This window comes from Pseudomonas sp. GXZC (genome assembly GCF_026967615.1).
Classification (GTDB): domain Bacteria; phylum Pseudomonadota; class Gammaproteobacteria; order Pseudomonadales; family Pseudomonadaceae; genus Aquipseudomonas; species Aquipseudomonas azotoformans_A.
This window is the reverse complement of sequence record NZ_CP114115.1, coordinates 6,256,398-6,277,003: the sequence shown is the minus strand read 5'-3', so window position 1 is coordinate 6,277,003 and position 20,606 is coordinate 6,256,398. Positions and strand designations below refer to the sequence as shown.

The following is a 20,606-nucleotide window of genomic DNA, read 5'->3' as shown; positions in this document are numbered from 1 at the left end:
AGCTGAGCTTTGAGGGTGCCTGGGTGCGTGTGGCTGAGTTGCTGCAGTTTGCGGTGGCGACGTCATAGGTGCTCGGGGAGCCCGTAGGGGCGTCGCAGAGGGCGGTGATGCATTTGGTGGAGATGGCGAAAATGGTGGCGGATCGGGCGGTGGGGTGTATGCGGCCTGGCTAATACGCTTAAGCCACTCGATTTCGGTCAGTCATTTGTCCAATGGCTTGCTGGACTATTGACTTGGGATTTTGACGGGCATTAAAAAGCCGGCTTGTGGCCGGCTTCTCGGGGACTGCTTCAGCTTGTTTTTGACAAACCTCACCAGCCTTCAAATCGCTCAGCCTACATTGCGTCGGGCTGAATAGTAGGGGCATCAGCGGGAACTCCTCCGCATCGCCGAGCAGGGTGGATAGCCTTCGCCACCCCCTGCCAAATGTGCGGCGCATGATACCCACATTCACTTCAGTTGCCCACCTCTGGATCCGATTTAGAGCCTTCCCAGCCCAATAAATGCTCATCCAGCGGCACGGGTGGCCTGCGGTTATTCAACGTGGACCACCAGAACACCCAGCCCACAATCTGGAAGTTCTGCTCGAACCGTTGCTCGTACGTCAGGTACTCGTCCGGATGCTCGTTGGCATTGTGGCTACGCACGCGCAATCCGCCGCCGGGTCGGTTGTAGAGGTATTTGATGCGCAGCATGCCGTCGTGTTCGACGGCGTAGATTTCGCCGTCGATGATTTGGGTGCGACCTCGGTCGATGGCGAGGGTGGCGCCTTGTTGGATGATGTCGATCATGCTGTTGTCGACCATGTAGGCGCCCAGTGCGCGGTCGGGGTTGACGTTGAGGACTTGAAGGGTGTGCAGGGTGACGCGGATGCGTTCGGTGGAGGTGAATGAGGGGTGGAGGTCGATCTCCACGTCGATTTTTTCTGGGAGACAGGCGGGGCCTGTGAGGTATTTGCCGCTTCCTTCGCGGATGGTGGGCAGTCCTTTTCGGGTGGTCGGGCCTTCCAGCAGGAAGTTGGCCGGTGGGTGTTTGGGGCCTTCGCCGGTGCGCAGCCAACGGCTGGAGATGCACAGCAGTTCTGCGATCTCGTTGAGTCGGCCCATGGGTACACCGCGCTTGAACCAGTTGTTCACGTGTTGAGGCGTGACGCCGCGGTTCTTGGCGAAGTCGGAGGCGGAAAGATGGACTTCCCGCAGTAGCGCTTTTAAACGATCACCTGATGTATTCATAAACACAAAGCTTACTGACCGGGACAACAGATCAAATAAACCATGCGTTGAGTTGGTCATGTAGGTCTTTGCTTAGTTGTAGCCTGATACTTCGGATCAATGTCGAAATTAAACATTTTCTATAAGTAATTGAACTTGTCGTTTAATTTTTCCCACAAAAAAAGCCCCGAATGATCGGGGCTTTTTCAATTGCCGAGGCAATGAGGAGCGGGTATCAGCCTTTGTAGGCGGCGACCGACTTCAGGATCTCGGCACGGGCGGCGTCTGCGTTGCCCCAACCGTCGATCTTCACCCATTTGCCTTTTTCGAGGTCTTTGTAGTTCTCGAAGAAGTGTTTGATCTGCTCCAGCAACAGCGGCGGCAGGTCGGTGTATTCCTTCACGTCCACGTACAGCTGGGACAGCTTGTCGTGTGGCACTGCGATGACTTTGGCATCGCCGCCGCCGTCGTCGGTCATGTTCAGGATGCCGACTGGACGTGCGCGGATTACCGAGCCTGGGGTAACCGGGTAAGGGGTTACGACCAGCACGTCGAGGGGGTCACCGTCGTCGGCCAGGGTGTTAGGGATGAAACCGTAGTTGGCCGGGTAGAACATCGGGGTGGCCATGAAACGGTCAACGAACAGGCAGTCGCTGTCTTTGTCGATTTCGTATTTGATCGGCGCGTGGTTGGCCGGAATCTCGATGGCGACGTAGATGTCGTTCGGCAGGTCTTTGCCAGCCGGAATCTTGCTGTAGCTCATTGGGCGTTGCCCCCGTTAATTGGCCATGAAACATGGCCGGATTGGCCTAAAAGTGGCGGCGATTATAGGCACATTCTGACGCCGATGCCATGCGCCAGACGTCGTACGGTCATTCGCCTTGTGGCTGATAACGCGGGTCGCTGGCTTGCAGTTGGGTGAGGCGGGCCAAGGGATCCTGGCGATAAAAGCGGCTGAGTTGGGCGTACACCTGCGGATAATGGCTGACCAGTAAATCCGGGGCGCTGAAAAAATATTCGCTGGTGACGGCGAAGAATTCAGCCGGGTTTTCGCCGGCGTACGGGTCGATCTCGGTCTCGGCGTCCGGGTTCGCGTCCAGCTGGCGGTTGAGGTCGTCGTAGGCGCTCTGCATCACGCTGGCCCATTCCTGCACGCGCATGTCGTTGTGCAGCGGCGGCAGGCCGTTGGCGTCGCCGTTGAGCATGTCGAGCTTGTGCGCCAGTTCGTGGATGACCAGGTTGTAGCCCTCCCAATTGCCACTGGCCAGCACGCCGGGCCAGGCGAGGATCACCGGGCCCTGTTGCCAGGCTTCGCCGCTGTGTTCGCCGTCCCATTCGTGTTCGATGCCACTGCTGTCGCGGTGACGCTGCGGGCTGACGAAATCGTCGGGGTACAGCACGATTTCATGGAAGCCCTGGTACCAGTCGAGGTCGCCCAGGTTCATCAGCGGCAATTGCGCCTGGGCGGCGAGCAGCAGGCGTTGTTCCTGGTGCAGTTCGACGCCTGGCAGGGCGGTCAGGTGCTTTTCGGCGAGGAACACCACGCACGCTTCGCGCAGCCACTGGTCCTGCTCGGCGCTGATGCCGTCGAGGAAGGTCAGGTGATGGCGCACCCGCTGCCAGGTGTCATCGGCAATCGGGTGCTTGGCCAGCAAGCGCCGGCGACGCCAGGCGCTGAGGGACCACATATCCGGTTACTGCGGCTTGGCTTCGGAGGATGCGCGGCCAAAACGGCTGCGGAACACACCAATGATCATCGGCACCAGGGACAGCAGGATGATGAACACCACCAGCAGCGACAGGTTTTTCTTGATAAAGGGCACGTTGCCGAAGAAGTAACCCAGGGTCACCAAACCGCCGACCCAGAGGATGGTGCCGAATACGCTGAAGCCGAAGAAGCGTGGGTAAGGCATCTTGGCGATACCGGCCACGAATGGTGCGAAGGTGCGCAGGATCGGCAGGAAACGCGCCAGGGTCACGGTTTTGCCACCGTGCTTGTCGTAGAAGTCGTGGGTTTTTTGCAGGTAGTCGCGACGGAAGATTTTCGAGTTCGGGTTGTTGAACAAGCGTTCGCCGACCGTTCGCCCGATTACATAATTGGTGCTGTCGCCCAGGATCGCCGCCAGCATCAACAGGCCGCCGAGCAGCACCGGGTCCATGCCGCCGCCTGCGGCCACGGCGCCGGCAATGAACAGCAACGAGTCACCCGGCAGGAACGGCATGACCACCAGGCCGGTTTCGCAAAAGATGACCAGAAACAGAATGGCGTAGATCCACGGACCGTAATTGGTTACCAGCAGGTCGAGGTAGACGTCGAGATGCAGGATAAGGTCAAGCGGGTTGAAATCCATGGATGGCACCTGTGTGGATGGCCCGGCTCAGCAGGCCTGTGCGGAAGCTCGGGTAATAAGGCTACAAGTGTATGCCGCAATTCTTACAACCCTGAAAGGTCCGCATTATACGGATTGAGAGGTGAAAAGCGTGTTGGTTTTGTAGCGGGGGATGTCGTGGTCTGCTTGCATCGGGCAATGAGCATAATTTCTGCTGAGTGAACCTTATGTGGCGAGCGAGCTTGCTCGCGTTGGGCTGCGAAGCGCCCCCAAACCAAGCGATGCGTTTTGTCTGTTAGAACGCGGCGCCTTCTTTAGGGCTGCTACGCAGCCCAACGCGGGGCAAGCCCGCTCGCCACGACTAGCCCGCTCACCACAACAAGCTCGCTGGCCACAATAGAGGCCCGCCCGGCGAGCATTAATCTTCGCTGATCGGCAACACGTAGTTCTTGAACTCCGTGTCTTCGCGAAACCCAATCGACTCGTAGGTCTTCTGTGCCACTTCATTGTCGCTGCTGGTCGACACCCGCAACCGCACCGCGTGGGTCTCCTTGGCCATCTTCTTGGCCGTGCGCATCAGGTTGTCCGCCACCAGTTGCCGGCGTGCGTCTTCAGCCACGTAGATGTCATTGAGGATCCACACCCGCTTGAGCGACAACGACGAAAAGCTCGGGTACAGCTGGCAAAAGCCCAATAGTTTTTTGTCGTCATCATCCGCCAGGGCCAGGTAAATCACCGATTCCTTGCGGCGCAGGCGCTTTTCCAGGAAGTCCCGCGATGAATCCGGGAAGGGCAAGGCCCCGTAGAACTCGCGGTATTTGACGAACAACGGGGTCAACAGGTCCAGGTGTTCCAGGGTCGCTTGAGTAATCCGCATGCCAGGCCTCAACTTCCAAATGGGGGATGACCACACAAGCGGCCGTGACTCGATGCTGCCTAATGGCGCGAAAAAGCGCAATCGTGCAGCGATCAGTCATCCGGTGAACTGAGCAGGAAATTGCCTTTCATCAGGTCCGGATCATCCGACTCGATAGTCTGGACCTGCGCCTCGTCCTTGAGATTGACCCCCGACAGCTGCCGACGACACGCCTCTCGCATCAAGTACAGCAAACGATGGGCCGCCATGCCATAGCTCAGGCCTTCCAGACGCACATTGGAAATGCAATTGCGATAGGCGTCGGTGAGGCCGACCTTGGGGTTGTAGGTGAAATACAGTCCCAGGCTGTCCGGCGAACTGAGCCCCGGCCGTTCGCCGATCAGGATCACCACCATCTTGGCGCCGAGCAATTGCCCGATTTCATCCGCCACCGCCACCCGGCCTTGTTCCACCAGAATGACCGGCGACAACGACCAGCCTTCAGCGTGGGTCTGTTCCTCCATGCGCGTCAGAAACGGCAAGGTGTGTTTATGCACGGCCAGCGCGGATAAGCCATCGGCCACCACCACGGCCAAGTCGACGCCGCCGGGATTGGCCGATGCGTGATCGCGCAGCGCTTGGGCGGAGTCATCGCTCAAGCGCCGCCCCAAATCCGGGCGTTGCAGGTAGCTGTGGCGGTCGGCAGCCGCGCTGTGCAGCAGCAGCGTGTCACGCCCGCGCTCCGCCAACTGGCTGCTGAGGCTCGCATGGTCGAAGGGCAAATGCACCGCGTCGCGCGCCTGGGCGTGGGCAAATTGAAAGTCCAGCTGCGCGTTGGTGGGAATGCTGGTGCCGGTTCGGCCCAGGGCAATGCGCGCCGGGGTCAGGCGGCGCAGTTCCAGCCAGGGGTTGTCAGGCAGGTCGAGTTGCACAGGCGGCTCCTTCATCCCAGTTGCGCCAAGGCTTGGCGAAAGGCCGGTGGCAGGCTGTTGCCGAAGTGCACCTTGCCGTCGGCTTGCGTGAAGATGCCCATTTTTGCCAGCCACTGTTCGAATTCCGGCGCCGGTTTTAAACCTAATGTTTGCCGGGCGTAGAGCGCGTCGTGGAATGAAGTGGTCTGGTAATTGAGCATGATGTCGTCGGAACCGGGGATGCCCATGATGAAGTTGATCCCGGCCACGCCCAGCAGGGTCAGCAGGGTGTCCATGTCGTCCTGGTCAGCTTCGGCGTGGTTGGTGTAGCAGATGTCGCAACCCATCGGCACGCCCAGCAGCTTGCCGCAGAAGTGGTCTTCGAGGCCGGCGCGGATGATCTGCTTGCCGTTGTACAGGTACTCCGGCCCGATAAATCCTACGACGGTATTCACCAGAAACGGTTTGAAATGTCGGGCTACCGCGTAGGCGCGGGTCTCGCAGGTTTGCTGGTCGACGCCAAAGTGCGCGTTGGCCGACAAGGCGCTGCCTTGGCCTGTCTCGAAATACATCAAATTCTGGCCCAAGGTGCCGCGATTGAGGCTCAACCCTGCTTCATAACCTTCCTGCAGCACGCTCAGGCTGATGCCGAAACTGGCGTTGGCCGCCTCGGTGCCGGCGATCGACTGGAACACCAGGTCCAGCGGCACGCCACGGTTAATGGCCTCGATGGAGGTGGTGACGTGAGTCAGCACGCAGGCCTGGGTCGGAATCTCGTAGCGCTGGATGATCGCGTCGAGCATCTCCAGCATGGCGCAGATCGAGGCGATGCTGTCGGTGGCCGGGTTGATGCCGATCATGGCGTCGCCATTGCCGTACAACAGGCCATCCAGAATGCTCGCGGCAATGCCCGCCGGTTCGTCTGTCGGATGGTTGGGTTGCAGGCGTGTGGATAAACGGCCGCGCAGGCCCATAGTGCCGCGAAATTGCGTGACCACGCGGATCTTCTGCGCCACCAGTACCAGGTCCTGCACGCGCATGATCTTGGACACGGCGGCGGCCATCTCTGGCGTCAGCCCTGGCGCCAAGGCGCGTAGGGAATGTTCGTCGGCCGCATCGCTGAGCAGCCAGTCGCGCAGGCCGCCGACGGTCAGGTGGCTGACGGCGGCAAACGCCTGTTTATCGTGGGTGTCGATGATCAGGCGGGTGACTTCGTCGTTTTCGTAAGGGATCAGCACTTCTTGCAGGAAATGCTTCAACGGGATATTCGCCAACGCCATCTGCGCCGCCACGCGCTCACCGTCGTTCTGTGCGGCGACGCCGGCGAGGAAATCCCCGGAACGCGCGGGGCTGGCCTTGGCCATCACGTCCTTGAGGCTGTCGAAGCGGTAGGTTTGTGCACCCACCGCGTGGGAAAAGCTTGCCATACAGTGTCTCCTTAGCGACGCGGGCAACTGCCCGCGTCGAGGTTTACGGCAGTTAGTGCAGGGCGGCCTCTGCGGCCTGGATCGCCGCGAATTCCTCTTCGGGCGTGCCTGCTACCAAGTGATGCCGGCTGTAGAAAGCAAAGTAAGCAATTAATACTCCATAGATGATCGCGGCGCCAATCACCACCCGCGGATCCACCAGAAAACCCGCCACAACGGCCACACAGGCCAGTACCAGCGCAACGCCAGAGGTGAAGATGCCGCCTGGCGTGCGGTATGGACGGTCCATTTTGGGGCGACGGATGCGCAGGGTGATGTGCGCAGCCATCATCAGTACGTAGGAAATGGTTGCGCCAAACACTGCCACCAGAATCAGCAGGTCACCCTGGCCGGTCAGCGATAAGCCGAAGCCGATGATGCCGGGGATCACCAAGGCCAACACTGGCGCCTTGCTCTTGTTGGTTTGGGACAGTTTGCGCGGCAGGTAGCCAGCACGGGACAGTGCGAAAATCTGCCGCGAATAGGCGTAGATGATCGAGAAAAAGCTCGCGATCAGGCCAGCAAGGCCCACAAGGTTGACGAAGCTGCCCATCCAGGTGGAACCGCCGTAGGACAGCGCCAATGCTTCAACCAGCGGGTTGCCGGATTTGACCAGCGCGTAAGTGCCGGCGCCGCCCGGTGCGATCACCAGGATCAACAGGGCAAAACTGGTCAGCACCACAATGGCGCCGATCAGGCCACGCGGCAGGTCGCGTTTCGGGTTCTTGGTTTCTTCGGCGGCCAGGGGCACACCCTCTACGGCCAGGAAGAACCAGATGGCATAAGGAATTGCGGCCCAGACACCCACGTAGCCGAACGGCAGGAAGGTGCTGGCGCCCTTGGCCTCGGTCACCGGAATGTCCAACAGGTTGGCGACATTAAAGTGCGGCACCATCGCGACCAGGAACACACCCAGTGCGATCGCGGCCACGGCGGTGATCACAAACATCAACTTCAGGGCTTCGCCCACGCCAAAAATGTGGATGCCGATAAAGATGATGTAGAACGCCAGGTAAATCATCCAGCCGCCAATGCCAAACAGCGACTCGCAATACGCGCCGATAAACACCGCGATGGCGGCAGGGGCGATGGCGTATTCGATCAGGATAGCGGTGCCCGTGAGGAACCCGCCCCAAGGGCCAAAGGCGCTGCGGGCAAAGCCGTAGCCGCCGCCAGCGGTGGGAATCATGGAAGACAGTTCGGCCAGGGAAAAACACATGCACAAGTACATGGTGGCCATCAACAAGGTGGCAAGGAACATCCCGCCCCAGCCACCCTGGGCCAGGCCGAAGTTCCAACCGGCGTAGTCGCCGGAGATCACATAGGCAACGCCAAGGCCGACCAGCAGTACCCAGCCGGCGGCGCCTTTTTTCAGTTCGCGTTGTTGGAAGTATTGGGAGTCGACTTTTTCGAAGTCGACAGATGAACTTGTAGGTTCGCTAGACATGGGAAAGTACCTTCCGTTGTTATTGTTTTTAACTCGGCCTCTTTGTGCCGAATGCAATTCGCAAGTACTTGTGAAGTTCTAAAACTGTGGGAGCTGGCTTGCCCGCGAAAGCGTTTTGTCAGCTAACACATACTTGGCAGATACACCGCTTTCGCAGGCAAGCCAGCTCCCACACTTGATTGCATTTCAAGTTGGAAACTGGTCGCCTGCTAGAAGGCTAAGTTAGAAGAAGCCCAGCGGATTAATGTCGTAACTCACCAGCAAGTTCTTGGTCTGCTGGTAGTGATCCAACATCATCTTGTGCGTTTCACGCCCCACGCCGGACTTTTTGTAACCGCCAAACGCGGCATGCGCCGGGTACAGGTGGTAGCAGTTGGTCCACACGCGGCCCGCCTTGATCGCGCGGCCCATGCGGTAGGCGCGGTTGATATCGCGAGTCCACACGCCAGCGCCCAGGCCGAACTCAGTGTCGTTGGCAATTGCCAGGGCTTCAGCTTCGTCCTTGAAGGTGGTGATGCTCACCACCGGGCCGAAGATTTCTTCCTGGAACACACGCATTTCGTTGGTGCCTTTGAGCAGGGTCGGCTGGATGTAATAGCCGCCGGCCATGTCGCCGGTGAGCTTCTCGACCTTACCGCCGGTGAGCAGTTGCGCGCCTTCGCCCTTGGCGATTTCCAGGTAGGACAGGATCTTGTCGAACTGCTGCTCGGACGCCTGGGCGCCGACCATGGTGTCGGTGTCCAGCGGATCGCCACGTTTGATCGACTCGATTTTCTTCATCACGACTTTCATGAAGTCGTCGTAGATCGACTCTTCCACCAGCGCACGGGAAGGGCAGGTGCACACTTCGCCCTGGTTGAAGAACGCCAGCACCAACCCTTCGGCGGCTTTCTCGATAAAGGACGGCTCGGCCTTCATGATGTCGGCGAAGAAGATGTTCGGCGATTTGCCGCCCAGTTCCACGGTCGATGGAATGATGTTCTCGGCCGCCGCATGCATGATGTGCGAGCCCACGGGCGTCGAGCCAGTGAAGGCGATCTTGGCGATGCGCTTGCTGGTGGCCAGGGCTTCGCCGGCTTCTTTGCCGAAACCTTGAACCACGTTCAACACGCCAGGTGGCAACAGGTCACCGATCACTTCCAGCAACACGGTGATACCCAGCGGGGTTTGCTCGGCGGGCTTGAGCACCACGCAGTTACCGGCGGCCAGGGCCGGGGCGAGTTTCCACGCGGCCATCAAGATCGGGAAGTTCCATGGGATGATCTGGCCGACCACGCCCAGTGGTTCATGGAAGTGGTACGACGCCGTGTGTTCGTTGATTTCGGCGCTGGTGCCTTCCTGGGCGCGGATGCAGCCAGCGAAGTAGCGGAAGTGGTCGGCGGCCAGTGGGATGTCGGCGTTGAGGGTTTCACGCACGGCCTTGCCGTTGTCCCAGGTTTCGGTGATGGCCAGCAGTTCGAGGTTCTGTTCGATGCGGTCGGCGATTTTCAACAGGACCAGCGAACGGTCCTGGGCCGAGGTCTTGCCCCAGGCGTCGGCGGCGGCATGGGCGGCGTCCAGGGCCTTGTCGATGTCTTTGGCGGTGGAGCGCGGGAATTCGGCAATTGCCTTGCCGTTGACCGGCGAGGTGTTGGTGAAATAGTTGCCATCGAGCGGCGCAACGAACTCGCCACCGATGTAGTTGCCGTACTTGGCTTTGAACGAGACGATGGCGCCTTCAGTACCGGGGTGTGCGTAACGCATGGTGGGTATCTCCTGGCTTTTATGTTTATTGGGAGCGCAGCGCAGCAAGCGCTTGATAAAGCGTAGAGCAAAGGTTGGGCCACCGCCTTGCTGGCCAGGCAAATCAAGGGGTTAGGCTTTGTAGCAAGGCGTTGCTGTGGCAGCCTTGATACACCCCGTGTGACAGTTTGTGCCACAAACGGTACAGCCTGTGACCGGTGAGTCGCAGCGGGATTGCATTGCCTGGAAGGCTGGGGGATGCTGGTGGTTCTCACGCAGGGAGAATAATAAGAAATGCACAACGATCATTTCAGCCGCCATGCCCAGCAAGTCCTCACCGTGGCGCATGGCCGCGACCCGTCCAGCGATCCGTCCATCGCCCGTTCCTGGCTGCGTTGTCTGGAGGACTACCACCTCGACCCTGCGCAAACCATTGCACCGACTGTGCTTGAACATGGTCGCTTGCTGGAAAGTCGCGAGCGCCTGCAACAAGTGCTGCACATCGCCGGCAGCGAGATGAACAGCCTGCATCAGCAGCTCTCGGGCGCCGGCCATGCGGTGTTGCTCACGGACGCACGCGGCGTGATCCTCAACTGTGTCACCGCGCCGTCCGAGCGCAAGATCTTCGAGCGCGCCGGGTTGTGGCTGGGCGCGGATTGGAGTGAGGCCTGCGAGGGCACCAACGGCATCGGCACCTGCCTGGTGGAACGCCAATCCCTGACCATTCATCGTGATGAACACTTTCGTGGCCGGCATACCGGGCTGACCTGCTCGGCGAGCCCGGTGTTCGATCCCCATGGGGACCTGCTGGCGGTGCTGGACGTGTCCTCCGCGCGGGAAGCGGTGTCGCGCCAGAGCCAGTTTCACACCATGGCGCTGGTGAACCTGTCGGCGAAGATGATCGAGAGTTGCTACTTCCTGCGTCATTTCGAGAACCACTGGCTGTTGCGTTTTCACTTGCAGGCCGAGTCGGTGGGGCTGTTCAGCGAAGGGTTGCTGGCCTTTGACGGAGAAGGGCGCATCTGTGCGGTCAACCAGAGCGCGTTGAACTTGTTGGGCCAGATGCGTGGCGGCTTGTTGGGGCAGCCGGTGGAAGCGTTTTTCGACTGTTCCCTGGATCAATTACTCGGCCGCGCCAGCGCCAATGCCACGGCCAGTTGGCCGTTGCGCACCCGTGATGGTCGACAACTGTTTGCCGCATTACGTGGGCAAGTACGCAGCGCACCGACGCCGTTCATCAAGCCTGAGCCTGCTCCGTTGCCCGGCATCTGCCTGGGCGATCCGACGCTGCAACAGGACTTCCGCAAGGCACTGCGGGTGTTCGAGCGTGATGTGCCACTGTTGATCAATGGCGAAACCGGTTCCGGCAAAGAGGCCTTCGCCAAGGCGGTGCACCTGGCCAGCCAGCGCGCGGACAAGGCGTTCGTCGCGCTCAACTGCGCGGCCATCCCGGAAAGCCTGATCGAGAGCGAGCTGTTCGGCTATCGCGGCGGCAGCTTTACCGGTGCGCGCAAAGAAGGCATGCAAGGCAAGTTGCAGCAAGCCGATGGCGGCACCTTGTTCCTCGATGAAATCGGCGACATGCCCTTGGCGCTGCAAACCCGGCTATTAAGGGTGCTGGAGGATCGGCTGGTGGTGCCGCTCGGCGGCGAGCCCCAGGCGGTGAATGTACGAATTATCAGCGCAACCCACCGCAATCTACTGGAGCGCGTGCAGGACGGCAGCTTCCGCGAAGATTTGTATTACCGGCTCAATGGCCTGGAAGTCGGCTTGCCGCCGTTGCGCGAGCGTAGCGATAAGTCTCAGTTATTGGATTTCCTGCTGGCCCAAGAGGCCAATGGCGAGTCGGTGGCTCTCGACCCATCGGCGCGTGGCGCGTTGTTGGCGTTTGCCTGGCCGGGTAACGTCCGCCAGTTGCGCACGGTACTGCGCACCCTGGTGGCGCTGTGTGATGGCGGGCGTGTCGGCCTGGAGGATTTGCCCGCGCAGATTCGTCAGGCCAGACCCGTGCCGGTCGCGCAGGCCAAGCCGCTGGAAGACGCCGAGCGCCTGGCGTTGCTCACTGCTTTGCAGCAACAACGTTGGCACATGACACACACGGCGGAGCAACTGGGCGTCAGCCGCAACACGCTGTATAGAAAGCTGCGCAGGCACGGCATCGCACGTCACGCCCTCAGCTAAAGGGTGCGATTTTCGCCCCCCTGCGCTAACCTGCCTCGATGTTTTACGAGGTCGACTATGCACATTCATATTCTCGGTATTTGCGGCACGTTCATGGGCTCGATGGCGGTTCTGGCCAAAGAGCTGGGCCATCACGTGACAGGCTCCGACGCCAACGTCTATCCGCCCATGAGCACGCAACTCGAGGCCCAGGGCATCGAGCTGACCCAAGGCTACGACCCATCGCAATTCGACCCGGTCCCGGACTTGGTGGTGATCGGCAATGCCATGTCCCGTGGCAACCCGGCGGTCGAATACGTACTCAATAAAGGTTTGCCTTATGTGTCCGGCCCGCAATGGCTGGCGGATCATGTGTTGCAAGGCCGTTGGGTGCTCGCGGTGGCCGGCACTCACGGCAAGACCACCACCAGCAGCATGCTCGCCTGGGTGTTGGAGCATGCAGGGATGAGCCCGGGCTTCCTGATCGGCGGCGTGCCGCAGAACTTCTCGGTGTCGGCGCGTCTGGGCGACACGCCGTTCTTTGTGATCGAGGCGGATGAATACGACAGCGCCTTCTTCGACAAACGCTCCAAGTTCGTTCACTACCGCCCGCGCACAGCGATCCTGAACAACCTGGAATTCGATCACGCCGACATCTTCCCTGATCTGCCGGCTATCGAGCGTCAGTTCCATCACTTGGTACGCACTATTCCAAGCGAAGGCCTGGTGATCCACCCGACCACCGAACCTGCCTTGCAGCGTGTGATCGAGATGGGCTGCTGGACCCCTGTGCAAACCACCGGCGTGGGTGGGCAGTGGCAGGTCAAGCTGCTCAGCGAAGACGGTTCCAGATTTGAAGTGCTGTTCGAAGGCGAGGCCCAGGGCGTCGTCGAGTGGGACATGACCGGCCAGCACAACGTCGCCAACGCCTTGGTCACCCTGGCGGCTGCGCGGCATGTGGGCGTGGTGCCGTCCATGGGCATTGCCGCGTTGAGCGCTTTCAAAAGCGTGAAGCGCCGCATGGAAAAAGTTGCCGACGTGAATGGGATTACCATCTACGACGACTTTGCCCACCACCCGACGGCCATTGCGACTACGTTGGACGGCCTGCGCAAGCGTGTCGGCGATGCGCCGATCATTGCGATTGTCGAGCCGCGCTCCAACTCCATGAAGCTGGGTGCCCACCGCGATGGCCTGCCGGAAAGCGTCAATGATGCTGACCAAGTGGTCTGGTACGCGCCGGCCAACCTCGGCTGGGACCTGCCGGGAATTGCAGCGCTGTGCACCGTGCCTTCAACTGTGTGTGACTCCATCGAAGGCATCATCGAACACGTCAAGCATCAGGCCAAGCCGGGCACCCACGTGGTAGTCATGAGCAATGGCGGCTTCGGCGGCCTGCACGGCAAACTGGCCGAGGCGCTGAAATGAGTGGCCCGGAACGCGTCACGCTGGCGATGACCGGCGCCTCCGGTGCGCCTTATGGTTTGCGCCTGCTGGATTGTCTGGTGCGCGAAGACCGTGAGGTGCACTTCCTGATCTCCAAGGCGGCGCAGTTGGTGATGGCCACCGAGACCGACGTGGCGCTGCCGCCCAAGGTGCAGATGATGCAGGCCTTCCTTACCGAATACACCGGTGCGGCGGCGGGGCAGATCAAGGTCTATGGCAAAGAGGACTGGATGTCACCCGTGGCGTCTGGCTCCGGTGCGCCGGCCGCGATGGTGGTGGTGCCGTGTTCCACCGGCACCCTGTCGGCCATTGCCACGGGAGCCTGCAACAACCTGATCGAGCGCGCAGCGGACGTGACCCTGAAGGAGCGCCGCCAGTTGATCCTGGTGCCCCGTGAAGCGCCGTATTCGAGCATTCACCTGGAACATATGCTCAAGCTGTCGAACATGGGCGTGACGATTTTGCCGGCCTCGCCGGGTTTCTATCACCAGCCGCAGACCATCGATGACCTGGTGGATTTTGTGGTGGCGCGCATTCTCAACCTGCTGAATATTCCCCAGGACATGCTGCCGCGCTGGGGCGAGCACCATTTGAGCAGCGATGAATAAGGCGCTGCTGATCCTGCTGGCGCTGCAACTGACAGGCTGCGCCACCGCGCGCACGTTGGACGCGGCGCAACCTGGCGCGCCGGTGGTGTATGCCGGAACGCGGTTGGATTTATATGCAATGAATGGCGGTTGCTGCGCCAAGGACAGGTTTGGTGCAGAGGCGCCGGCTTATCCCGGTGTGGATCTGCCGGCGAGTGCGTTGCTCGACACCTTGTTGTTGCCGCTGTCGGTGTTGACGGTACTTGGGGTTGGCTTCAATGCCACAGGCGGCCTATAGAGGTGTATTGCCTGTGCTGGCCTCATCGCAGGCCAGCCAGGTCACCGCAGAATTACTTACCTAACTTGCGCAACTCATCCGACTCCACCACCCGCACCCCGTCCTGCTCTTCCAGCGCCAGGCGCCACATGGCCCGGGCCAGTTCACACACTTCAATGCCGTGGTATTTGCCCGGAATCAGTCGCGACAACGGCCCGGCCAGTTGTTCCGCCAAGCGCGGTTCCAGCCGTTCCCCCAATAGCAACGACGGCCGCACGATGGTCAGTTGTGGCCAGCCTTGGGCTTTGAGTGCTTCTTCCATTTCCCCTTTGACGCGGTTGTAGAAGATCGAGGATTTTGGATCGGCGCCAATTGCACTGATCACGATCAGGTGGCGTGCGCCCATTTCCCGCGCGCGTTTGGCGAAGGCCACGACCATGTCCAGATCGACGGCGCGAAACGCCGCTTCGGAGCCCGCCTGTTTGATGGTGGTGCCCAGGCAGCAGAAGGCCAGGTCCACCTGGCCACTCAGTTGCGGCAGGAACACCGCCGGATCGCCCACCGGGTTTTCCAGGTGCGGGTGTTCGGCCAATGGCTTGCGGCTGGGCGCGAGCACGCGGGTCACGGTGGGTTCGTTGAGCAGGCGATCGAGCAGGTGTTCGCCGGTAAGGCCGGTGGCTCCGGCGAGCAAGATATGCTGAGGCGTCAGGTACATGGTGTCTCCCCCTTGTTACACAGTTCAGCTTAGTTGCCTTTGGCTTCCTTGCTATTCATTGAGACGCTTTCGAGCGCCTTTCGTGCCTGCTGTTTGCGTAATAATTGCCAATGGGCGATCACACCCTTGGGGGCCCAGATCTGCGGTTCGGAGGCTTCGAAGTTGTCCGCCTGCTCGCGTTCGGCCACATGCAGTTGTGCCAGCTTGAAGGCTTGCTGCAAGTCGTCGGTCTGGTTGAAAGCTTGGGCGAAGAGGGCGTCGCCGAAGTAGGTGAAGTCGGCTTCTTCGGAGCAACCGAAGGACACGCGATCGGCGCGGGACGCGGTCATGATCAGGGTGCGCTCGTCCTTCAAAGCCGGGATGAAACCACCGGAGTAGCAGGCCGAGATCACCACGATCTTGTCGCGGTTCTTCAGTGGTGCCAGCACGGCGGCGAGTTCATCGGCGGGCAGGTCGGCCAGCTCCATGCGCGGTTGGTCGAGCACCAGTTCGTGTTCGTGGGTGCCGTGGCTGGTCATGTAGATAAACACCAGGTCTTCCGGCCCGGTGCGGTCGGCCAGGGTCTGCACGGCGCGGCGCAGGCTTTCGCGAGTGGCCAGCGGGCGGTCGGCAATGTGGTCGCGGTGGTTGACCAGGCGAATCTGCCCGCGTGCACCAAAACGGGTGGCGAGCATGTTGCTGACGTAATCGGCTTCGCGCAGGAACACGCTCTGCTTGCCGTCGCCGGCCACGGCCAGGGTGTACAGCTCCACGGCAGGGGTGGAGGCGGGCACGGCGGCGAGGGCGGCGTCGAGCAGGCGACCCTGGGCCAACACGCCGATTTCCAACGGGTCGGGCAGCAGTTTGCCGTCGGCGTCACGCACGCGCATGCCGTTGACCCAAGTGCCGGCCTGTACGCTGCCGTCGGTGAGCACGAGAGTGCCTTTGCCTTGATAGCTGTCGCTGTCGAAACCGCCGATATAGAAGCTGCCGTCGGTGAGGTTCAGGCGACCTTCGCCGGTGAAACGCCAATCGCTGAACTGGCCGACATAGTGGCTGCCATCCACGCCGATCAATTCGCCCTTGCCGCTGAGCGCACCCTCCTTGAACTGGCCGATCCACACGTCGCCGTCGGCGTTCTCGTAGCGGCCCTTGCCGTTCAGTTGGTTTTGTTTGAACTGGCCGACATAGATGTCGCCATCGGCGCTGTTGAACGTGCCATTGCCTTCCAGCTGGCCATCAACGAAATGGCCGCTGAACTGGTTGCCACTGTCGTCGTTGCGCTGGCCTTCGCCATTCGGCTTGCCGTGGGCGAACTGGCCCTGGTATTGGCTGCCGTCGGCCAGCTCCAGGCGGCCGAGGCCGGAATACTGGTCGTCCTTGAACTCGCCGCGATAGGTCATCTGCCCCTCTTTGAGGGTGCCTTCGCCGTTGCGTCGACCATTTTTGAAGCCGCCGACATAGTGGCTGCCCGCCGTGGTCAAGCTGCCTTGGCCGTCGAACAGGCCTTGTTGGAACTGGCCTTTATAGACTTCGCCATTGCTGCCATGCCATTCGCCCTGGCCGTGCCACTGGCCTTTATCGAACTGGCCGGCGTACCAGCTGCCGTTGGGGTAGTCCACGCGGCCCTGGCCTTGCAGCAAGCCATCGACCACATCGCCCCGGTAACGGCCGCCGTCGGGCAGGCGCGCATCGGGCGGCAACAGCGATTCGCCGTCTCCGCAAGCGGTGAGCAACAGGGCAAGGGCAAGGGGAGCGAGTGGGCGCATAGCGGGATCCGGATAATTGAGCGCCGAGTATGCCGCAGCTGCGAGTTTCATACATAAATTTACATACACTGTGGTGAGGTTTATATCCCCACCACAGGCACGGGCTTACACGAAGTAGAGCGACAACGACTCGGCAATGTAAGCCGGTTTTTCCTGGCCTTCGATTTCCAGGGTGGCGGTGGCCTTGAGCAGCCATTGGCCGGGTTTTTTCTCGATGACGTCATTGAGTGTCACGTTCAGGCGCACCTTGGAGTTGACCTTCACCGGCTGGATGAAACGCACGCTGTCCAGGCCATAGTTGACCGCCATCTTCAGGCCTTCGGGCACGATCAGCAGGTCTTCCATCAGCTTGGGCATCAGCGACAGCGACAGGAAACCGTGGGCGATAGTACTGCCGAACGGGGTTTGCGCGGCCTTGACCGGGTCGACGTGGATGAACTGATGATCGCCCGTGGCCTCGGCGAACAGGTTGATACGCGCCTGGTCGATGGTGAGCCATTCGGAACGTCCCAGTTCCTTGCCGACATAATCTTTGAGCTGCGCTACGGGTACATAGGGCATTGCGTCTCTCCTTGGTTCATCACGCTGTGTACAACGTCTGGTTTTTTATGGGTTACAGAGAACCAATGTAGATCATCATGGCCAATCGGCTCGGTCAACCCACCATGCTTTTGGCGAATGCCGATGCATAGGGCGGGCGTGCTTATAATGCGGGCGAGTCTTGAGGGGGAAGAACGGATGCTGTTACGTGGCCTGACCTGGCTGGTGCTGTTTCAACTGATCGGCACGGCGATCAATCATTTGCTGTTGCCGGTGCTGCCGGGGCCGATCATCGGCTTGTTGCTGATGCTGGGTTTCCTGATCTGGAAGGGCGAAGTCGGCGAGCCCTTGAGCCTGGCGGCCAGCAGCCTATTGCGTTACTTGCCGTTGCTGCTGGTGCCGCCGGCGGTGGGGGTGATGGTGTATGCCAAGGACATTGCCGCGGATTTCTGGGCCATTGTCGGCGCGCTGGTGCTGTCGCTGGTGATTGCCATGGGCTTCGTCGGTGTGTTGATGCAGCAGATGGTCAAGCGCAAGGAGAAGGATCAATGATCTTCGACTGGCAGGGCGCGTGGACGGCAGTCATTCATCACCCGCTGTTCGGCATCGGCATCACCCTTGGCGCCTATCAACTGGTACTGGCAGGGTTCGAGAAAACCCGCTGGATCTTCCTGCAGCCGGTGCTGGTGTCCATGCTGCTGGTGATCGGCGTGCTGATCAGCTGTGGCCTGAGCTACGCCGAGTACCGCAAGAGCACCGAGATCATGGGCATCCTGCTCGGCCCGGCGACGGTGGCCCTGGCCGTGCCGCTCTACCTGAACCTGCGGCGCATTCGCCAATTGTTCTGGCCGATTTTTACTACGCTGGTGATAGGTGGGGTGCTCGCCACCGGCCTGTGTGTGCTGCTGGGTTGGTGGTTTGGTGCCGAACACATGATGTTGATGACCATGGCGCCCAAGTCGGTGACCTCGCCGATCGCCATGCTGGTGGCCGAGCAGATCGGTGGCGTGGCGGCGTTGGCGGCGGTGTTTGTGCTGATCACCGGGGTGATCGGCGCGATGATCGGCCCGGCGTATTTGTCCCGCCTGGGGGTGCACAGCCCCGAGGCGCGCGGCATGGCGCTGGGCATGACGGCCCACGCCGTCGGCACGTCGGTGGCCCTGCAGGAAAGCGAAGAATGCGGCGCCTTTGCAGCGCTGGCGATGAGTCTGATGGGCGTGGCCACGGCAGTGTTCCTGCCGCTGGCCGTGTCGGTGATCGTTTAAACCAGGTTTAAGGAAACCTTTATGAGTCTGGCGCTGTTCCCGCTCAATACCGTGCTGTTCCCTGGCTGCACCCTCGACCTGCAGCTGTTCGAGGCGCGCTACTTGGACATGGTCGCCCGTTGCATGAAAAAGGGCGAAAGCTTCGGCGTGGTGTGCATTCTTGACGGCCAGGAGGTGGGCACGGCGCCGGATGGCTACGCATTGATCGGCTGTGAAGCGCTGATCCGTGACTTCAAGCAACAGGACAATGGCCTGCTGGGGATTCGCGTCGAAGGCGGGCGCCGGTTCCGTGTACGCGATGCCGGTGTGCAGAAGGATCAATTGTTGGTGGCTGATGTGCAATGGCTCGAAGAACTGCCGGATCAACCCTTGGAAGAGGAAGACGCCGACTTGCTGGCGCTGCTCCAGGCGTTGGCCGAGCACCCGATGGTGGCCTCGCTGGACATGGACGCCCACGCCGACGGCCAGCAAGCCTTGGGCAATCAGTTGGCGTATCTGCTGCCCTTTACCGAGGCCGATAAGATCGACCTGCTGCAACTCGACGACCCGCAACAGCGCCTGGACGCGATCCAGATGCTGCTCGACGAGTTGCAGGGCGAACTGTTCACTTAATAGGCATAGCGCAGCAGGGCGTGGGGCGTGCCGGTAAGCGCGATGAAGCTCAATACCGCGACCAGCGCCGGCAGCAACAGCCACCAGGTTTTTTGCGACATGGCCGGTAGCGGGCTGCGGTACTGGGTGATGCCCAGGCTGAACGCGCACACGGTCATCGCCAACAACGTGCCCGCCAGGATATCGGTAGGCCAGTGGGCCCCAAGGTAGACCCGCGACAGCGCAATGAAGGCCGCAGGAATACAGCCCAGCAGCATCCAGGTCAGGCGCAACCGCACGGGTTGCCCGCGACCGGCCAGGATCGCCAGCGCCAGGAAAAACGCGAACGCACCGGACGCATGGCCACTGGGCATGCTGAAACTGGTCAGTGGGTCTGTCAGGATTTCCGGGCGGCCGCGTGCGAAAAACAACTTAGTCCCGGTGTTGATCACCGCAGCCCCGGCCAACGTCGCGCCGACAAACACGGCGTGGCGCCATTGCCGCGCCAGCAGCAAGAGGCCGGTGAACACGGCGCTGGCGAAGAACATCTTCTTGAATTCGCCCAGTTGGGTGATGCGTACCATCACCTCGTCCAGCCAGGGGCTGCGGTGTTCCTGCACCAGGGCGCTCAGGCCCTGGTCGAAGTCATTGAGGTGGGGGTAGCCGATAAACAAGGCGATCAACACGATCAGGCTGGCGCAGCCGATCCACAAGGTGGCGCGACGATGGCCGCGCAGGCTGCTGTTCAAACTCAGGCCCACCACCACCGCGATACAGGCGGCAACGATGCCGGCTTCCGGCCAGAAACCTTCGGGCAATGGCAGGCGGAAAGCGGCGCCGGTCGCCCAGCCTGGCAGCAGATACGCCACGGACCAGCCCGCGGCCGCGACGATGCTGACAATCGCAAAGCGCGGGAAGGGCATATCGCACATCCCGGCTACCATCGGCAGCATGGGGCGCAGCGGGCCGATGAAACGGCCGACCAGCAGGCTGGCGATGCCGTACTTGTGGAAATAGGTTTCGGCGCTGTTCATCCATTCCGGGTGGTGGCGCAAGCCGGGTAAACGCCGGATGTTCTGATGGAAATGTCGGCCCAGGAAGTAGGAAACCGCATCACCCAGCAAACCGCCGAGGAAGCCCAGCAACAACGTTTCGCTGAGTGACAGCGCACCGCTGCCGGCGAGGGCGGCAATGGCAAACAACAACACCGTGCCCGGCACGATCAACCCGGCGATGGCCAGGCACTCCACGCAGGCGACAATAAACACCGCGACCGCCAGCCATTCGGGGTTCAGCGTCAACCAGCCGGTAATGCTATCGAGCCATTGGCCCAT

Annotated in this window: 20 protein-coding genes; 7 read left to right on the top strand and 13 right to left on the bottom strand. The window is 60.9% G+C overall.

Translation table 11 applies throughout. The features are described 5' to 3' along the window. Positions 1-455: 455 nt before the first annotated feature. The 9 genes from OZ428_RS29620 to exaC form a co-directional block, all read right to left on the bottom strand. The gene (locus OZ428_RS29620) at positions 456-1,232 is read right to left on the bottom strand and encodes a LexA family transcriptional regulator (protein ID WP_269132120.1); all 777 of its coding nucleotides are present in this window, start codon (positions 1,230-1,232) and stop codon (positions 456-458) included. A gap of 214 nt (positions 1,233-1,446) precedes the next feature. Continuing rightward, positions 1,447-1,974 (bottom strand): inorganic diphosphatase, encoded by a 528-nt coding sequence (ppa, locus tag OZ428_RS29615; RefSeq protein WP_003219382.1) that lies wholly within the window; start codon positions 1,972-1,974, stop codon positions 1,447-1,449. A gap of 109 nt (positions 1,975-2,083) precedes the next feature. Continuing rightward, positions 2,084-2,899, bottom strand: coding sequence for a zinc-dependent peptidase (locus tag OZ428_RS29610; RefSeq protein ID WP_269132119.1), 816 nt, complete (start codon positions 2,897-2,899; stop codon positions 2,084-2,086). Positions 2,900-2,905: 6 nt separating this feature from the next. Then, positions 2,906-3,562, bottom strand: coding sequence for a DedA family protein (locus tag OZ428_RS29605; RefSeq protein ID WP_033898377.1), 657 nt, complete (start codon positions 3,560-3,562; stop codon positions 2,906-2,908). Positions 3,563-3,959: 397 nt separating this feature from the next. Continuing rightward, positions 3,960-4,418 (bottom strand): GNAT family N-acetyltransferase, encoded by a 459-nt coding sequence (locus OZ428_RS29600; RefSeq protein ID WP_016978562.1) that lies wholly within the window; start codon positions 4,416-4,418, stop codon positions 3,960-3,962. A gap of 92 nt (positions 4,419-4,510) precedes the next feature. Continuing rightward, a complete protein-coding gene (eutC, locus tag OZ428_RS29595) occupies positions 4,511-5,344 on the bottom strand; it encodes an ethanolamine ammonia-lyase subunit EutC (protein ID WP_269132118.1) in 834 nt (277 codons plus the stop codon). Continuing rightward, positions 5,341-6,735 carry an ethanolamine ammonia-lyase subunit EutB gene (locus tag OZ428_RS29590; RefSeq protein ID WP_269132117.1) on the bottom strand — a complete coding sequence of 465 codons (1,395 nt, stop codon included), beginning with the start codon at positions 6,733-6,735 and terminating at the stop codon, positions 5,341-5,343. Before OZ428_RS29590 ends, eutC begins: the two co-directional genes overlap by 4 nt. A gap of 52 nt (positions 6,736-6,787) precedes the next feature. Then, positions 6,788-8,221 carry an ethanolamine permease gene (gene eat / locus OZ428_RS29585; RefSeq protein ID WP_269132116.1) on the bottom strand — a complete coding sequence of 478 codons (1,434 nt, stop codon included), beginning with the start codon at positions 8,219-8,221 and terminating at the stop codon, positions 6,788-6,790. A gap of 222 nt (positions 8,222-8,443) precedes the next feature. Further along, positions 8,444-9,964, bottom strand: a complete 1,521-nt coding sequence (exaC, locus tag OZ428_RS29580; RefSeq protein WP_269132115.1) for an acetaldehyde dehydrogenase ExaC — start codon at positions 9,962-9,964, stop codon at positions 8,444-8,446. Between the two features lie 273 nt (positions 9,965-10,237). Between exaC and OZ428_RS29575 the strand changes: the two genes are divergently transcribed. Genes OZ428_RS29575 through OZ428_RS29560 form a run of 4 tightly spaced genes read left to right on the top strand, consistent with a single transcriptional unit; the run spans position 10,238 to position 14,434 of the window. Next, positions 10,238-12,124 (top strand): sigma-54-dependent Fis family transcriptional regulator, encoded by a 1,887-nt coding sequence (locus OZ428_RS29575; protein ID WP_269132114.1) that lies wholly within the window; start codon positions 10,238-10,240, stop codon positions 12,122-12,124. A gap of 57 nt (positions 12,125-12,181) precedes the next feature. Next, positions 12,182-13,531, top strand: a complete 1,350-nt coding sequence (gene mpl / locus OZ428_RS29570; protein ID WP_038850137.1) for a UDP-N-acetylmuramate:L-alanyl-gamma-D-glutamyl-meso-diaminopimelate ligase — start codon at positions 12,182-12,184, stop codon at positions 13,529-13,531. Beyond that, a complete protein-coding gene (ubiX, locus tag OZ428_RS29565; protein ID WP_017735613.1) occupies positions 13,528-14,157 on the top strand; it encodes a flavin prenyltransferase UbiX in 630 nt (209 codons plus the stop codon). Before mpl ends, ubiX begins: the two co-directional genes overlap by 4 nt. Next, positions 14,150-14,434 carry a YceK/YidQ family lipoprotein gene (locus OZ428_RS29560; protein WP_016978571.1) on the top strand — a complete coding sequence of 95 codons (285 nt, stop codon included), beginning with the start codon at positions 14,150-14,152 and terminating at the stop codon, positions 14,432-14,434. The genes ubiX and OZ428_RS29560 overlap by 8 nt, the downstream gene beginning before the upstream one ends. A gap of 52 nt (positions 14,435-14,486) precedes the next feature. Here OZ428_RS29560 and OZ428_RS29555 read toward each other — a convergent pair whose 3' ends face one another. The 3 genes from OZ428_RS29555 to OZ428_RS29545 form a co-directional block, all read right to left on the bottom strand. Continuing rightward, a complete protein-coding gene (locus tag OZ428_RS29555) occupies positions 14,487-15,128 on the bottom strand; it encodes an oxidoreductase (RefSeq protein ID WP_033896428.1) in 642 nt (213 codons plus the stop codon). Between the two features lie 29 nt (positions 15,129-15,157). After that, entirely contained in the window at positions 15,158-16,876 is a 1,719-nt protein-coding gene (locus OZ428_RS29550) for a C13 family peptidase (RefSeq protein ID WP_269132113.1), read from the bottom strand. A gap of 105 nt (positions 16,877-16,981) precedes the next feature. Beyond that, positions 16,982-17,437 (bottom strand): MaoC family dehydratase, encoded by a 456-nt coding sequence (locus tag OZ428_RS29545; RefSeq protein ID WP_269132112.1) that lies wholly within the window; start codon positions 17,435-17,437, stop codon positions 16,982-16,984. A gap of 177 nt (positions 17,438-17,614) precedes the next feature. Between OZ428_RS29545 and OZ428_RS29540 the strand changes: the two genes are divergently transcribed. Genes OZ428_RS29540 through OZ428_RS29530 form a run of 3 tightly spaced genes read left to right on the top strand, consistent with a single transcriptional unit; the run spans position 17,615 to position 19,293 of the window. Next, on the top strand, positions 17,615-17,968 hold the full coding sequence (locus OZ428_RS29540) for a CidA/LrgA family protein (RefSeq protein ID WP_016978575.1): 354 nt from the start codon (positions 17,615-17,617) through the stop codon (positions 17,966-17,968). Beyond that, complete coding sequence (locus OZ428_RS29535) at positions 17,965-18,681, top strand: LrgB family protein (RefSeq protein WP_068937069.1); 717 nt, start codon at positions 17,965-17,967, stop codon at positions 18,679-18,681. The genes OZ428_RS29540 and OZ428_RS29535 overlap by 4 nt, the downstream gene beginning before the upstream one ends. Positions 18,682-18,702: 21 nt before the next feature. Further along, the gene (locus OZ428_RS29530) at positions 18,703-19,293 is read left to right on the top strand and encodes an LON peptidase substrate-binding domain-containing protein (protein ID WP_010206798.1); all 591 of its coding nucleotides are present in this window, start codon (positions 18,703-18,705) and stop codon (positions 19,291-19,293) included. Here the strand turns inward: OZ428_RS29530 and OZ428_RS29525 are convergent. After that, complete coding sequence (locus OZ428_RS29525; protein ID WP_033896432.1) at positions 19,290-20,606, bottom strand: bifunctional DedA family/phosphatase PAP2 family protein; 1,317 nt, start codon at positions 20,604-20,606, stop codon at positions 19,290-19,292. The genes OZ428_RS29530 and OZ428_RS29525 overlap by 4 nt on opposite strands.